Source organism: Zobellella maritima (assembly GCF_003075035.1).
Lineage (GTDB): Bacteria > Pseudomonadota > Gammaproteobacteria > Enterobacterales > Aeromonadaceae > Oceanimonas > Oceanimonas maritima.
In genome coordinates this window covers 133,370-147,057 of record NZ_QCZE01000003.1, presented here as the reverse complement: position 1 = coordinate 147,057, position 13,688 = coordinate 133,370, and the positions used below count along the sequence as shown (strand labels likewise).

Sequence of the window (13,688 nt, the reverse complement as noted above, 5' to 3'; positions counted from 1 at the left end):
TCTTGCGGCTGGCTTGTAGCACAAAGACAGCCTTGGCGCTCAACGCTTTCGCTTTATACCATTCCCGCTCAGCCTTCACCCAATGACAGCAGGGTGGCGTTGCCGCCGATCGCCGTGGTGTTGTTGGATATGGTCTTCTCGGTGATAAAACGGGTCAGGTAGTGGGGACCCCCCGCCTTGGGGCCTGTGCCGGACAGACCCTGGCCTCCGAACGGCTGGACGCCGACCATGGCGCCGATCTGATCCCGGTTGATATAGACGTTGCCGGCATCTATGCCTTGTGCCACATACTCGGCAAAGGACTCGTTGCGGCTGTGGATACCCAGGGTCAGGCCGTAACCGGTGTTATTGATATCCTTGATCACCTTGTCGATATCCTTGGCCTTGAAGCGCACCACATGCAGTATGGGGCCGAACTGTTCTTTCTCCAGCTCGCCGATGGTGCCGATTTCCAGCGCCGTGGGTTGAATATAGAAACCCTTGTCGCAATTTTTCCCGAGCCTGGCCTGAGCGATGACTTTCTTGCCGGCGGACTGCATCTTGTCCAGGTGAGCCTGCAGGCCTGCCTGGGCGTCACGGTCGATCACCGGGCCCACGTCGGTGGACCAGAGTGCCGGATCGGTCACACTCAGCTCATGCATGGCGCCTTTCAGTATGTCCAGCACCCGCTCGGCAATGTCTTCCTGCAGGTAGAGTACCCGCAGGGCGGAGCAGCGCTGACCGGCGCTCTGGAAGGCGGCGCGAACCACGTCCCGTATCACCTGCTCGGGCAGGGCGGTGGAGTCGACGATCATGGCATTCTGACCACCGGTTTCGGCGATCAGGGGAATGATGGCACCTTGCCGTCCGGCCAGGGTCTGGTTGATCAGCTGGGCGGTATCGGTCGAGCCGGTGAAGCAGACCCCGGCGATGCGCGGATCCGCGGTCAGCGTCGCCCCGACGGTGGCGCCGTCGCCGGGCAGCAGCTGGAGTACATCGGCCGGGATGCCTGCCTTATGGGCCAGGGTGACCGCCAGGTGAGCAATCAGACTGGTTTGCTCCGCCGGTTTGGCCAGTACCGTATTACCGGTGGCCAGGGCGGCGGCGACCTGGCCGAGGAAGATGGCCAGGGGAAAGTTCCAGGGACTGATACAGACGAAGGGGCCGCGGCCCTGGGAGAGCAGCAGGTTCAGCTCGCCGGTGTATCCGGGCAGTTGTCTGGGCTCCATCAGTTTGCGGGCTTCAACGGCATAATAACGGCAGAAATCCACCGCCTCGCGAACCTCGTCGATACCGTCCTGCAACAGCTTGCCGGCTTCCCGGGTGCACAGGGAGATAAACTCGGCCTGGTGCTCTTCCAGCAGGTTCGCCAGCTTTTCCAGTGCCCGGGCCCGCACCTCCACCGGGGTGTTGCGCCAGTCCTTGAAGGCTGCCCGAGCTCGGGTGACGGCAAGCTCGACCGTGGCCTTGTCGGCAAAATAGACCTGACCGACTTGCTGGTCCTGGTCCTGGGGGCTGAGTACCGGATTGGCGGGCCCGGTGGTCAGGGTCTTGCCGCCGACGAGGGGCCCCGCCTGCCAGCTTCTGGTGGTCAGCTCATCCAGCGCCTTGAAGAAAGGGGTGCGAATGCCCTCGATATTTAAGTTCAGGCCCCGGGAGTTGGTCCTGTCCGGGAAGATGGCCAAGGGCAGGGGGATCTTGTCGTTGGCCAGGCTGTCGTATTCCGCCAGGCTGGTCAGCGGGTGGGTGATCAGGGTGTCGATGGGGGTATTGGGATCCACCAGCTTGTGCACGAATGAGGTGTTGGCGCCGTTTTCCAGCAGGCGGCGCACCAGGTAGGGCAGCAGATCCTTATGGGCGCCGACGGGGGCATAGATGCGGCACACCAGGCCCGGGTTTTCGTTCAGCACCGTGTTGTATAGCTCTTCGCCCATGCCGTGCAGACGCTGAAATTCGAACTTCCGTTCACCGGCCATGGCCATCACCGACACCACAGTATGGGCGTTATGGGTGGCGAACTGGGGATAAATGGCCCCCTTGGTGGCGTCACTCAGCAGGTAGCGGGCGCAGGCCAGGTAAGACACATCGGTACCGGCCTTGCGGGTATAGACGGGATAGCCGTCAATCCCAGCCTGCTGGCAGAGTTTTATTTCACTGTCCCAGTAGGCGCCTTTCACCAGGCGTACCGGTATTTCGTCGCCCTGGCTGCGGGACAGGGCGGTCAACCAGCACAATACCGGCAGGGCACGTTTGGAGTAGGCCTGGATAACCAGCCCCAACCCGCCCCAGTCCTTGTTTACATCCGAACGATAAAGGGCTTCGAACAGATCGAGTGACAGCTCCAGCCGATCCATTTCTTCCGCATCTATGGTGATGAAGACGTCAAGCGCGCGTGCCTGCTCCAGCAAGCCGAGTACAGTGCCGTACAGCTCGCTCAGTACCCGCTCCCGGTTGGCTTCTTCATAGCGGGGATGCAGGGCCGACAACTTGATGGAGATGGACGGTCTGGGCACGGCAGTGTTGTTGAGCTTTTCGGCCCCAACGGTCTTGATGGCATTGGCGTAGTCGCTGCGGTACTTTTCCGCATCATCGGCGGTCATCGCCGCTTCGCCCAGCATGTCGTAGGAATGGGTATAGCCGAGCTCGCGGGATTTACGACTGGCTTTGAGCGCCTCCTTGATATCCCGTCCCAATACGAACTGCTTGCCCATAATCTTCATGGCTGCATACATGGCCGAGCGCACCATGGGCTCGCCCAGGCGGTTGATCATACGATTGAGTACATTGGCCGGGTTGCCATCCAGCTTCTTGTCCATGCGGATAATTTTACCGGTCAGCATCAGGCCCCAGGTGGATGCATTGACAAAGGTGGAGTCGCTCTGGCGAAAATGTTTGGCCCAGTCGGCACCGGAGAGTTTGTCTTTAATCAATTCATCGGCGGTGTGGCTGTCGGGAATGCGCAGCAGGGCTTCGGCCAGGCACATCAGGATGATGCCCTCCTGGGTATCCAGGCTGTATTGTTGCAGGAAGGCGTCTATACCGTCACCACCGTCGCTTTGTTCACGCACCTTGGTCACCAGACGACGGGCCTTTTCATTGATTTGCGCGAGCGTCTGGCCGGTGGCGGGAACCTGTTCCAGGAGCGAAGCCAGGTAGGCATTCTCGTCGACGGTATAGTTATGGGTGATGTCCCGGCGCAGGGCCTGGAGATCCTTGGGGGCATAGCCTGGGGCAAAGGCGGTGGCGGCAGTAAACATAACGATACTTCCTGAGGTTGCTTGGGATCAAGGCGGCCCAGGCGGGCAGGCCGCTATAGCGCCGGCAATGCATACCGACGGCGATAAAAACCCTGCTTGGTTTGTAACGCCCTGGGTGCCGGTGTTCATGCTTACAATCCCATTGCTAATGGGGTTAATGGACGACCACGGATAATTTTCGTATACGATTCACTCTTGTAATTCATTATCAATATAGCCCAAGTATCAGCCTCGGGGAGGCGACATGCTCGCTGTTACAGGGTGTGCTTGTCGGGGGCGCAGTGGATACATCAAAGTGATAGCGTCCGACGCGACAGGCTCCGTTCCCTCGGTTGAAAATGGTGCTGATCGCTGCAAGAACCACCAGATGCTCCCCATTGCCTTGCCAGCGGATCCCGCCTCCCTATAATGCCCGCTCATTCCTGTCTGTGGTGAACAAACAAAGTGCACTATCAACGTTTTCCCAAGGGGCTGTTTGCCCTGTCTGTGGTTTATCTGATCACCGGTGCCTCCATCGCCGCTTCCATGGTCTTTTCCCTGCTGTTGTTCCTGTCGCTGGAGCAGGGGATCCTGATGAAGCTGATGTTTGGTGGACTGGCGCTGGTGTTCGAGGTGGGTAAATTCTACATCTGGTATGAGATGGGCGAACGGATCAGCCGTAGAGATCCGGTTGGTGCCCTAAAGGCGCTCTGCTTCTACGGGGTGCTGGCTGGCCTTTCCATTGCCGGCAGTGTCGGGGGCATCAACGCCGCCACTAATACCCTGTTGAAAGGGGATGAGGCCAAGGCCGCGCTGGTGCAGAGTTATAACGACAAGATCGTCGGTCTGGAGCGGGAAATCCAGATAAACGAACAGGCGGCTCAGGCTTATATCGATATGGCGCGGATCGCCAACGGCATGACTCCCATGCTTCAACGCAACCAGGCCCTGCGGGCCAGGCAGGATGAATTGCGGCGGGAGCGAGACCAGCTCGCCATCGCCAGCCAGAGTTCGCTGATGGGGTTGATGACCGGACTGGCCGACGGCCTGGGGTGGCCACTGGCCCGGGTCCAGTTCGGCGTGGTGGCCGCACTTTCCATCCTGCTGGATTTCTTTGCCGCCTTCTTTATTTCCTTGCTGGGAGACGAGCTTCGCTTCCGACAGACCCTGAAGGCCGGCTCAAGCGAGGTGGATAGGGTGCCGGCTGGGGGGAGTAACGAGCCCGGGGTCGGACCGGTACCGGCAGAGTCCGATGCCCCCGCGTCATCATCGACGGCTCGGCCAGATTACTATCATGAGTTGGTGAGTCGATTGCGGTCCGGCGAGCTGCGTTGTGCCAAGGGAGCTGTCGCCCGGGGGCTGGAGAAGCCGCTGCATGAAATGGAGGAGGTCTTTCACTGGCTGGTTCAGGACGGTATCGTCTATCGCAAGCCGAACCGGCATTTCGCCCTGAGTCAACCGGAACCGGGGCCGTCAGCGCTAAGCTAGAAGCTGGAAGAAAAAACTGCAGGTACGCTCGGTACCTGCAGACAATGGCTTACGGCTTATGCGCTTCAGTTCATCCAGCGATCCCGGCCACGCCTGCGGCGCAGGGGGAGCAGCGGCAACAGCAGTCCGAACAGGGCGCCGGCACCGGCCACCAGGCCACCGCGCAGCAGCCAGTCCATGCGCATGCTGTGCTCGCGGTCATCGACCTTACTGGCCAGACGGCGGTTGTCTGCGGCCAGTTGATCGTTGTCCCGGCGCACCTCGTCGAGCTGGGCCCGCAATGTGCCCAGCTCGGCCTGTTGCTGTTCGATCAGGTTAAGCTTGTCGGCCACATCCTGGCGATGGCTTTCATCCAGACCGGCCAGCTGCTGTTTCAATACGGTCAGCTCCTGTTCCAGCCTGGGAGTACGGGATTTGTAACTTTCCTCTGTCTGGATGAAGTCGGCCTTGATCCAGCCGGTGCGCCCGTCTTGATCGCGGATCTGCACATAGTTGGTATCACTATTCTGTGTCAGGAAGGTCACGACTTCACCGGCGTTGATGGAGCCCATGATCCGGTATTTATTGCTGGGGCCGGTATGCATATAGGCATATACATTGTCGGAGACATAACGGGTTTCGGCAACGGCATTGAGCCAGGGCAGGCTGCACAGCAGCGCAAGCAGGAGTTTTAATTTCACCTGGTTTTCCTTCGATGCGGGTCAGATTGTCGATGGTAATGGCGTTCGGTGGACAGGACAAGAAGCAGGAAGGGGGCCTAAGCCCCCTCTATCAGCTGAATGACCACTGAATAATGTAGAAGAATACAATGGCCAGTATGGCACCGGCGGGCAGGGTGACTATCCAGGAGACGGCGATATTGCGCACCACATTGAGGTTCAGGGCGGCAATACCCCGGGCCATGCCAACCCCAATCACGGCCCCCACCAGGGTCTGGGTGGTGGAGATGGGCAGGCCGGTACCGGAGGCGATCACCACTGTCGCAGCGGTGGCCAGCTGGGCCGCGAAGCCACGGCTGGGAGTCAGGTGGGTGATACCGGTACCGACCGTGGCCATCACCTTGTGGCCCAGGGAGGCCAGGCCGATCACGATACCGATACCACCCAGCGGCAGTATCCACCAAGCGATGGTCGCCTTGCTGGCAATCTGGCCGGCACTTTCAACGGTACTGACCACGGCGGACAGGGGACCGATGGCATTGGCCACATCGTTGGAGCCGTGGGCAAAGGCCATGGCACAGGCGGTGATGACCATCAGGATGCCGAACACCTTTTCCACATTGGAGAAGTGCATGTCGGCGTCATCCCGGGGATGGTATTGTTGCCGCTTGATGTAGAAGGCGCTTAATACCGCCAGCACCAGGGAAACCAGTACCGACAGGCCCCAGCTCTGCACATCCGTCATCTCCAGGCCCACATGCTTGAGCCCCTTCTTCATGGTGACCAGGGCAACCACCATGGCGGTAAAGAAGATATACATGGGGACATAGCGCTTGGCGGCTTCCAGCGGCTGGTCGGCATTGAAGATCAACCGCTGCACGCTGACAAAGGTGAAGTAGGCCAGTACGCCGGACAGGGCCGGGGTGACTATCCAGGAGCCGACGATACCGAGCACCATGGTCCACTGAATGGCCTCGGTGCCCAGTGCCACCAGGGCAAAGCCTATGATGGCGCCGACAATGGAGTGGGTGGTGGACACCGGCCAGCCAAAGCAGGAGGCCAGCAGCAGCCAGGTACCGGCCGCCAGTAGCGAGGCGATCATGCCAAACACCAGCAGATCCGGATGGCCGTCGAACGCGCTCACATCTATGATGCCCTTGCGGATGGTGGAGGTCACCTCACCACCGGCCAGATAGGCGCCGGCAAATTCGAAGATCATGGCGATGATGATCGCCTGCTTGATGGTCAGTGAGCGGGTGCCCACCGAGGTGCCCATGGCATTGGCGACGTCGTTGGCGCCGATACCCCAGGCCATGAACAGGCCGAAAACGGCGGCGACCAGGATCAGGGTGGTGCCGTAGTTAGCGATGATATCCATTATTAGCAGCTACCTTGTTTTTCGCTTAGGAACGGGACAGCATCAGCTCCAAACGGGAACCAACCCGCTCGGCCTGATCTGCCAGGTCACCCACCCATTCAAGGATGTTGTACAAGAAGATGACATCGATCGGGTTATAACTGTTCTCGATGGCCTGCAGCTGTTTGCGCAATTTGGCCTGCATCACATCGGTGTCGTCTTCGATCAGATCGAGCTGATGGATCATCTCGCCGACCAGATCCATCTCCCGGCCCTTGAAGCCGGTTTCCAGCAGCTCGTCCAGTTCGTCGATAGCCTTGGTCGCCTGGGCGGTAGCATCGATGCAGCGGTTGAGGTAGGCCATAAAGGAGGTTTTCAGCTCGGTGGGGATTTCCATCTGGCGACCGATAATGCGGCCGGCGATGTCTTTGGCCCTGTTGGCAATCTTGTCCTGTTGGGTGAGCAGTTCCAGCATGTCGGTCCTGGCCACTGGCATAAACAGGCCGCGGGGCAACTTGAGACGGATTTCACGTTTGAGGGTATCTGCTTCCTTTTCCAGGTGCGAGATATGCTGCTGGATCTGTTCAGCTTTGTCCCAATCCTGCTCCCACATGGCGTCGAAGAAGGGGACCAATTGCTGGGCAGCCTCATGCACTTTCATTACATGCTTCTGCAGCGGTTTGATGGGGGACTTGGCAAAGAGTCCCAAAATGGTATTTACTGGCATAGCCAATCCTGTGTCGGTGAAAAAACACTCGATACTTCAATGTGGCGCGCATGGTAACTTAACTACCAAGGCAAGAAAACCGCATTTTCATCAAACTGTCATTTATGCCTGCTGTTAATTTCGGCATTTACTATTAAATCAAAAGGTTGGTAACGTCGGATACCCTTATGGATACAGAAATAGAGATCAAGTTTCTTGCCCTGCATGATATCTCGGGCCGCCTGCCCGAATTGTTGCAAAATTACAAGACCCTCAAGCAAGACCAGCTCCACCTGTCCAATACCTACTATGATACCGCCGACTTGGCCCTGCGCCGGGCCGATGCCGGCCTGCGCATCCGCAGCAAGGACGGGGCGCTGGAGCAAACCGTCAAGCTGGCAGGCAGCCAGATCGGCGGCTTGCATCAGCGACCCGAATATAATGTGGAGCTGGTCGAACACAGCCCGGATTTAGGCCTGTTCCCCGCTCATATCTGGCCCGAAGGGTTGGCGGTTGATGCCGTGCAGCAGGCGCTGTTACCCCAGTTTAGTACCGATTTTGTGCGCCGCCGCTGGCTGCTTGGCTGCGATGACGGCAGCGAGATCGAACTGGCATTCGACATGGGCGAGGTACGTGCCGGCGAGGGGTGTGAGCCGATTGCCGAGTTGGAACTTGAGCTGTGCCGTGGTGATGCCTCGCAACTGTTTGAGCTGGCGGAAGTGTTGATAGCCGAGGGCGGATTGCGATTGGGGGCCGTATCCAAGGCCCAGCGAGGCTATCAGCTGGCGGGATTGAGCCCGCTGCCGGGGCTGCGGCCCCTTGAGCATGTGCCACTGGCGGCGACCGACTCTTGCGAGCAGGCCATGGCGCGCATGCTGCACCAGGGGCTGGCTCACTGGCAGTATCATGAAGAAACCTGGCTGGCGCGGCCCGGCACCGACCTGCTGGTGCAGTTGCGAGAGGGGGTTTCCCTGGTGCACCAGCTCCTGCTGATGTTCGGCCCCCTGATTTCGCACAAGGTCAACAGCAGCTGGATCGACGACCTGCTGTGGTTACAACAACAGCTGTCCTGGCTGGATCGGGCCCAGATGCTGGCTCAGCTGTGTCAGGAGAAAGGGCATTACCTGCGCAAGCTGGACTGCCAGAAGGAGGTGCTGCAGCTGCTGCAGGAACAGGGCAGTGTCCTGCCCGATGAGGATAAGCTGCAACAATTGTTCTACAGCGCCCGCTATGCCCGACTGATGTTGAGGCTGACCCACTGGCTGTATCGCCAGGATTGGCGCTCCGGGGCAAGCCAGGAGCAGCTGACCGGCCTGGCCGCGCCGGTTCAGGGGCTGGCCGATCACCTGGTTGAGGACAGCTGGCAAACCCTGCGCCGTAGTGCCTTGGGTAATTTCGAGCTGAACCGGAGCGAATATATTCAGCAGAAAGGCAAGCTCAGGCGCAATCTGACGGTGGGCCTGTGTTTCGGCGACCTCTACCCGGAGGCCGAGCGACTGGCGTTTCGCATGCCCTGGCTGGACATCCTCCGGGGTATCGAGGATCTGGACATGTTGACTCCCCTGGAAGAGGTATGTGACCAGTTGGCGCCCGAACAGCAGCAGGAGCTCACGCTCTGGCTGGTCCGCAAGCAGGATTTCCTGCTGGAAGCCCTGGAACAGTCCCGAGGCCAGGCGTTACAACAGTCGCCTTACTGGCTGGAGGCTGAGTGACACCATCAGGCCGGGCTCCTGTTGCCCGCTGCTTGTCGAGGCGCGCTCCGAGGATTGGCCAGGGGGGCGCCCTGCGGTCGCTCACCGCCCGCGCTTGTCGGCCTGCCGGCTGTGGGCGAGCAGCTCGTCCATCACCCTGTGCTTGATCTCCAGCTGTTGCCCGGGCTCAAGACCATAGCGCTCGGCCAGGTAAGCGTAGTCTTGCGGGCTTAGGGACACGGTTAACCTGGGCCGCTTGGGCTTGGTGGGGGTGGGCAGGGTTAGGATATGGCGGATCTGGTCCGAGGGACTCAGGCCATTATCCAGGGCCTGTCGCCGGATATGGTATTGCAGCGCTTCATCCATATCGAACGCCACCTGCACCGCCTTGGCCGCCCGTACCGAGCTCTGCCATTTTTCCGGCAGTTTGCGCTGAGTCATGGGCGGGTATCCAGCTGACGCTGCAGGCGAGCCAATACCTGATCGGCGCTATGGACGTCGGCAGTCGTATCTTCGGCTGCCGTTTCGGCAGGCTGGGCCGCCTGTTCTTGTGCCTGTTCCCGGGCACGTATTTGCCGTACCGCCTGCCTGGCGTTGAGCAGCTTCACCTGGGGGTTGCGGCGAATGGCAGCCATGGTTTTCTGTACACAGGAGGTGGCCTTTGCCATCGACAGCTGGCGGCAGAGATCATGGTAATGGCGTTCGGCCTGCAGCCGGCGGCCCTGATAATAAGCGAGTTGTCTCTGGATGGTGGCCTGTGCGAGCTGAGTGCCGGCCAGCTGCTCTTCCAGCTCCGCTACCCGGACCGCCAGTTGCCTGGCCAGTTCGGACTCGGCGGCCGCGAGAGCGGTGAGTGCCGCCTGCTCCAGCCGATCGATCTCATGATGTTGCTGGTTCCGGCTGCCGTCCAGTGACGCCTGCTCCTGGCGCAGCTGACGGCACTGACGGTCCAGGCCCGCCAGGTGCTGTTCCGCATGGCGACAGGCGCGAACCAGTTGCACACACACCTTGTCCGGATCCAGTCGACCATCCTGTGAGTCTTGCAGGCTGCGCAGGATCTGGCCCAATACGCTCATATTCCCCTCCTCACAGTAAAAACTCGACCATGTCCTCGATCACCTCGAGGCAGTTATCGCTCAGTACCACAAGTTCATGCTCGATATCGGCGAGGCTGGCGTGGCGGGACAGGGCGCCGAACACCACATACCAGTCATCCAGTCGGGCAAAGGCCGACAGCGGCATGGGAATATTCATATCCAGCATGGCTTCCAGCATACCTTGCCGGAGCCCGGGGTTGACCTGGCTTTCATCCCACAGATAGCTGATACAGAGTATCTGATCATCGGAGATGGATACGAACAGTGGCAGCTCTTCGCGACCGCCCACAGTGACCTTTAATACATCTACATCACCGGGGATCGGCAGGCACTGGAAGGCAAAACCGGTACTGGTATGCTCTCCCAGTTGCTCAAGGTGGCGGCCAATAACGGACAGATCCATATAAACATCCTGACATAATAAGTCATACAGACTAATCAGCCACCGCCATCAGTGCAAGCTTCACTGGCCAGCAATGGTTCAAAGCCGCTGGCCGACAAAGGGGTCGGGGCAAGGCGAACTGTGCGGATCCCCTCTGTTCAAGCGCGTTAACAGTGGTAGTCTGAAGCCAGACAATTACCGATAAGGATATGTAGATGGTTGAGATGCCCGCCCTGTTGAATGCCGAGGCCGATAAACACTGGGCCCGCTTTGAAGAAAGAGCGGCCGAGTTGCTGCCGCGGCTGTCCGCCGACCGTTGCAGGCAACTTAAAGCCCTGTTTGCCTGCAGCGACTTTGCCGCCGACAGCCTGTGTCAGCAGCCGGAGCTGGCACTGACCCTGGAGCAGGAGGCGGATCTCAACTGCAGCGACAGGGCCGGACGTTATCGTCCGACCCTGGTCGACCAGCTGGCCGGGGTGAGCGATGAACCCGGCATGATGCGCATCCTGCGCCGGTTCCGTCGCCGCGAGCTGTTGCTGATCGCTTGGCGAGAAATGCTGCTGGGTGCCGAGGTAGAGGAGAGTTTCGTGCATATATCGGCACTGGCCGATGCACTGATCATGGAAGCCTATCACTGGCTGTATCGACGCCAATGCGCCGAACTGGGCACACCGACCGATGCCGAGGGCAAGGCGGTTCCCATGTTGATCCTGGGCATGGGCAAGCTGGGTGGCTTCGAGCTGAATTTTTCATCCGATATCGATCTTATCTTTACCTTTCCTCATAACGGGGTCACCCAGGGGGGGCGCAGGGAGCTGGCCAACCAGCAATTCTTCATCCGCCTCGGGCAAAAGCTGGTCAATGCCCTCAATCAGACCACCATCGACGGTCAGGTGTATCGGGTGGATATGCGGTTGCGGCCGTTCGGCGAGTCGGGCCCCCTGGCGGTCAGTTTTGCCGCCATGGAAGATTACTACCAGCACCACGGTCGGACCTGGGAGCGCTATGCCATGGTCAAGGCGCGCATTCTTAATGACGAGGGGGAATACAGCAGCGAACTGAAGGCCATGCTCAGGCCCTTTGTATTCCGCCGCTATATCGACTTCGGGGTGATCGATTCATTGCGCCAGATGAAAGCGATGATCGCCGCCGAAGTCAGGCGCAAGGGGCTGAAGGACAATATTAAGCTGGGCGCCGGCGGTATTCGCGAAGTGGAGTTTATCGCCCAGGTATTCCAGCTGATCCGCGGTGGCCGGGAACCGGCGCTGCAGGTGCGGCACCTTCCCGATGCGCTGGCGGCTACATACGAGTCTGGTGCCTTAACGGCAGAGATCGCGGCACGGCTGCACCAGAGTTATCGTTTCCTGCGGCGGGTGGAGAACTTCCTGCAGGGTTTTGCCGATCAGCAGACCCAGACCCTGCCCCAGGACGAACTGAATCGTACCCGCCTGAGCTGGTTGATGGGCTTTGGCTGCTGGGACGATTTCTACCAGGCCTTGAATGACGCCATGGCCCGGGTGCATGAGCAGTTTACCGGGCTGATCGGTGACACAACAGAAGCCGAGGAGGAAGGCGTCGCCCAGATCTGGATCGATATCTGGCAGACCGAATGGGAACAGGATGAACTGGGTAAGCTGCTGCAGGAGCAGGGATTGGATGCCGACAAGGCCGGCCGGTTGGCGACCGCCATCCTCGCCCTCAAGGAGGAATGCGCCCGGCGCCCTGTGGGTCCCCAGGGCCGGCAGGCGCTGGAAAAACTGGTGCCGGTGCTGCTCGACAAGGTCAGTCAGTCGGCCAAGCCGGGCATACTGTTTGAACGGCTGCGCCAGTTGCTGAGCCGTATCATCACCCGCTCCGCCTACCTGCAGTTGTTGGTGGAGAACAGCGGTGCCCTGACCCAGCTGGTCCGCCTGTGCGAGGCCAGCTCGCTGGTGGCCGAACAGCTGGCCCGTTATCCGATCCTGCTCGACGAGCTGCTGGTGCCCCAGCTGCTCTATAACCCGATGCCGCTTGAAGCCTACAAGGACGAGTTGAGGCAGTTCCTGCTGCGGGTGCCGGAAGAGGATATGGAGCAGCAGATGGAGGCCTTGCGCCAGTTCAAGCAAATTCAGCTGTTGCGCATCGCCGCCGCCGATATCGCCGGCGCCCTGCCGTTGATGAAGGTGAGCGATCACCTGACCTGGTTGGCGGAGGCGATAGTGGAAGAAGTTGTTAATCAGGCCTGGGCGCAGCTCACCGCCCGGCACGGTGTGCCCGAATGCCTGGCCGACAGCACCAGCAAGGGATTCGGGGTGCTGGGCTACGGCAAGCTGGGCGGCATAGAGCTGGCCTACAGCTCGGATCTGGATATGGTGTTTGTGCACGACAGCGCCATCAAGGGCCAGACCAACGGTGCCAAGCCCCTGGATAGCCGTCAATTCTATCTGCGCCTGGCCCAGCGGATCATCCACCTGTTCGGGACCCGTACCGCCAGCGGTATCCTCTATGAGGTGGATATGCGGCTGCGCCCCAGCGGCAATTCCGGGCTGATGGTCAGCCCCCTGGATGCCTATCACAGCTATCTGCAGCAACAGGCCTGGACCTGGGAACATCAGGCGCTGGTGCGCAGCCGCATGATAATGGGCGATGCCGAGCTGTTCGATTCTTTTGGCGACATCCGCCGGCAGGTGCTGAGCCTGCCCAGGGACAGGGCGCCCCTCGCGGACGAGGTAATCAAGATGCGCGAAAAGATGCGCAGCCACCTGATCAAGGCAGGCCCCGGTGAGTTCCATCTCAAGCAGTCGGTGGGGGGGCTGGTCGATATCGAGTTTTTGACCCAGTACCTGGTGCTGGCCTATAGCCACCAGTATCCGGCCCTGACCCGCTGGTCGGATAATATTCGCATTCTGGAGACTGCGGTAGAGGTCGAACTGCTCGAGGAAGATGAAGCCGGGCGGCTGAAAACCGCCTATTGCGCCATCCGCGACCGGGGCCACCGTCTGAGCCTGTCGGATCTGCCCGGCCGGGTGCCGGACACCGAACTGACCCGGGAGCGGGAGTGGGTGACGGAAAGCTGGAATAAATGGCTCATAACAAAGCGGTAAGCTGTAAGTT

Annotated in this window: 10 protein-coding genes; 3 read left to right on the top strand and 7 right to left on the bottom strand. The window is 59.9% G+C overall.

Translation table 11 applies throughout. The annotated features are described in order from the left end of the window. Positions 1–68: 68 nt before the first annotated feature. Positions 69–3,236, bottom strand: coding sequence for a bifunctional proline dehydrogenase/L-glutamate gamma-semialdehyde dehydrogenase PutA (gene putA, locus DCS96_RS14645; RefSeq protein WP_116475153.1), 3,168 nt, complete (start codon positions 3,234–3,236; stop codon positions 69–71). Between the two features lie 444 nt (positions 3,237–3,680). On the opposite strand from putA, the gene DCS96_RS14640 reads away from it, so the two are divergent. Continuing rightward, positions 3,681–4,703, top strand: coding sequence for a hypothetical protein (locus DCS96_RS14640; protein WP_116475152.1), 1,023 nt, complete (start codon positions 3,681–3,683; stop codon positions 4,701–4,703). A gap of 65 nt (positions 4,704–4,768) precedes the next feature. Here the strand turns inward: DCS96_RS14640 and DCS96_RS14635 are convergent, their stop codons facing one another. The 3 genes from DCS96_RS14635 to DCS96_RS14625 form a co-directional block, all read right to left on the bottom strand. Next, positions 4,769–5,383 carry a TIGR04211 family SH3 domain-containing protein gene (locus DCS96_RS14635; protein WP_116475151.1) on the bottom strand — a complete coding sequence of 205 codons (615 nt, stop codon included), beginning with the start codon at positions 5,381–5,383 and terminating at the stop codon, positions 4,769–4,771. Between the two features lie 91 nt (positions 5,384–5,474). After that, positions 5,475–6,740 (bottom strand): inorganic phosphate transporter, encoded by a 1,266-nt coding sequence (locus tag DCS96_RS14630; RefSeq protein ID WP_116475150.1) that lies wholly within the window; start codon positions 6,738–6,740, stop codon positions 5,475–5,477. Positions 6,741–6,765: 25 nt separating this feature from the next. Continuing rightward, a complete protein-coding gene (locus DCS96_RS14625) occupies positions 6,766–7,446 on the bottom strand; it encodes a TIGR00153 family protein (protein ID WP_116475149.1) in 681 nt (226 codons plus the stop codon). 167 nt (positions 7,447–7,613) lie between these two features. Here DCS96_RS14625 and DCS96_RS14620 point away from each other — a divergent pair, with 167 nt between their 5' ends. After that, positions 7,614–9,137: a CYTH and CHAD domain-containing protein gene (locus DCS96_RS14620; RefSeq protein ID WP_116475148.1), complete on the top strand. Its 1,524-nt coding sequence runs from the start codon at positions 7,614–7,616 to the stop codon at positions 9,135–9,137. A gap of 81 nt (positions 9,138–9,218) precedes the next feature. Here DCS96_RS14620 and DCS96_RS14615 read toward each other — a convergent pair whose 3' ends face one another. The 3 genes from DCS96_RS14615 to DCS96_RS14605 are packed head-to-tail and all read right to left on the bottom strand — an operon-like array spanning position 9,219 to position 10,616. Continuing rightward, positions 9,219–9,557 (bottom strand): hypothetical protein, encoded by a 339-nt coding sequence (locus DCS96_RS14615; protein ID WP_116475147.1) that lies wholly within the window; start codon positions 9,555–9,557, stop codon positions 9,219–9,221. Then, positions 9,554–10,192, bottom strand: a complete 639-nt coding sequence (locus DCS96_RS14610; protein ID WP_116475146.1) for a hypothetical protein — start codon at positions 10,190–10,192, stop codon at positions 9,554–9,556. The genes DCS96_RS14615 and DCS96_RS14610 overlap by 4 nt, the downstream gene beginning before the upstream one ends. A gap of 10 nt (positions 10,193–10,202) precedes the next feature. Beyond that, positions 10,203–10,616 (bottom strand): YjfI family protein, encoded by a 414-nt coding sequence (locus tag DCS96_RS14605; protein ID WP_116475145.1) that lies wholly within the window; start codon positions 10,614–10,616, stop codon positions 10,203–10,205. Between the two features lie 194 nt (positions 10,617–10,810). On the opposite strand from DCS96_RS14605, the gene glnE reads away from it, so the two are divergent. Further along, the gene (gene glnE, locus DCS96_RS14600) at positions 10,811–13,678 is read left to right on the top strand and encodes a bifunctional [glutamate--ammonia ligase]-adenylyl-L-tyrosine phosphorylase/[glutamate--ammonia-ligase] adenylyltransferase (RefSeq protein ID WP_116475144.1); all 2,868 of its coding nucleotides are present in this window, start codon (positions 10,811–10,813) and stop codon (positions 13,676–13,678) included. The last annotated feature ends 10 nt before the right edge of the window (positions 13,679–13,688 follow it).

Coding starts and splice junctions, on each gene's coding strand:
- glnE (WP_116475144.1), top strand. CDS start 10,811: ATGGTTGAGATGCCCGCCCTGTTGAATGCCGAGGCCGATAAACACTGG.
- DCS96_RS14630 (WP_116475150.1), bottom strand. CDS start 6,740: ATGGATATCATCGCTAACTACGGCACCACCCTGATCCTGGTCGCCGCC.
- putA (WP_116475153.1), bottom strand. CDS start 3,236: ATGTTTACTGCCGCCACCGCCTTTGCCCCAGGCTATGCCCCCAAGGAT.
- DCS96_RS14625 (WP_116475149.1), bottom strand. CDS start 7,446: ATGCCAGTAAATACCATTTTGGGACTCTTTGCCAAGTCCCCCATCAAA.
- DCS96_RS14605 (WP_116475145.1), bottom strand. CDS start 10,616: ATGGATCTGTCCGTTATTGGCCGCCACCTTGAGCAACTGGGAGAGCAT.
- DCS96_RS14615 (WP_116475147.1), bottom strand. CDS start 9,557: ATGACTCAGCGCAAACTGCCGGAAAAATGGCAGAGCTCGGTACGGGCG.
- DCS96_RS14610 (WP_116475146.1), bottom strand. CDS start 10,192: ATGAGCGTATTGGGCCAGATCCTGCGCAGCCTGCAAGACTCACAGGAT.
- DCS96_RS14620 (WP_116475148.1), top strand. CDS start 7,614: ATGGATACAGAAATAGAGATCAAGTTTCTTGCCCTGCATGATATCTCG.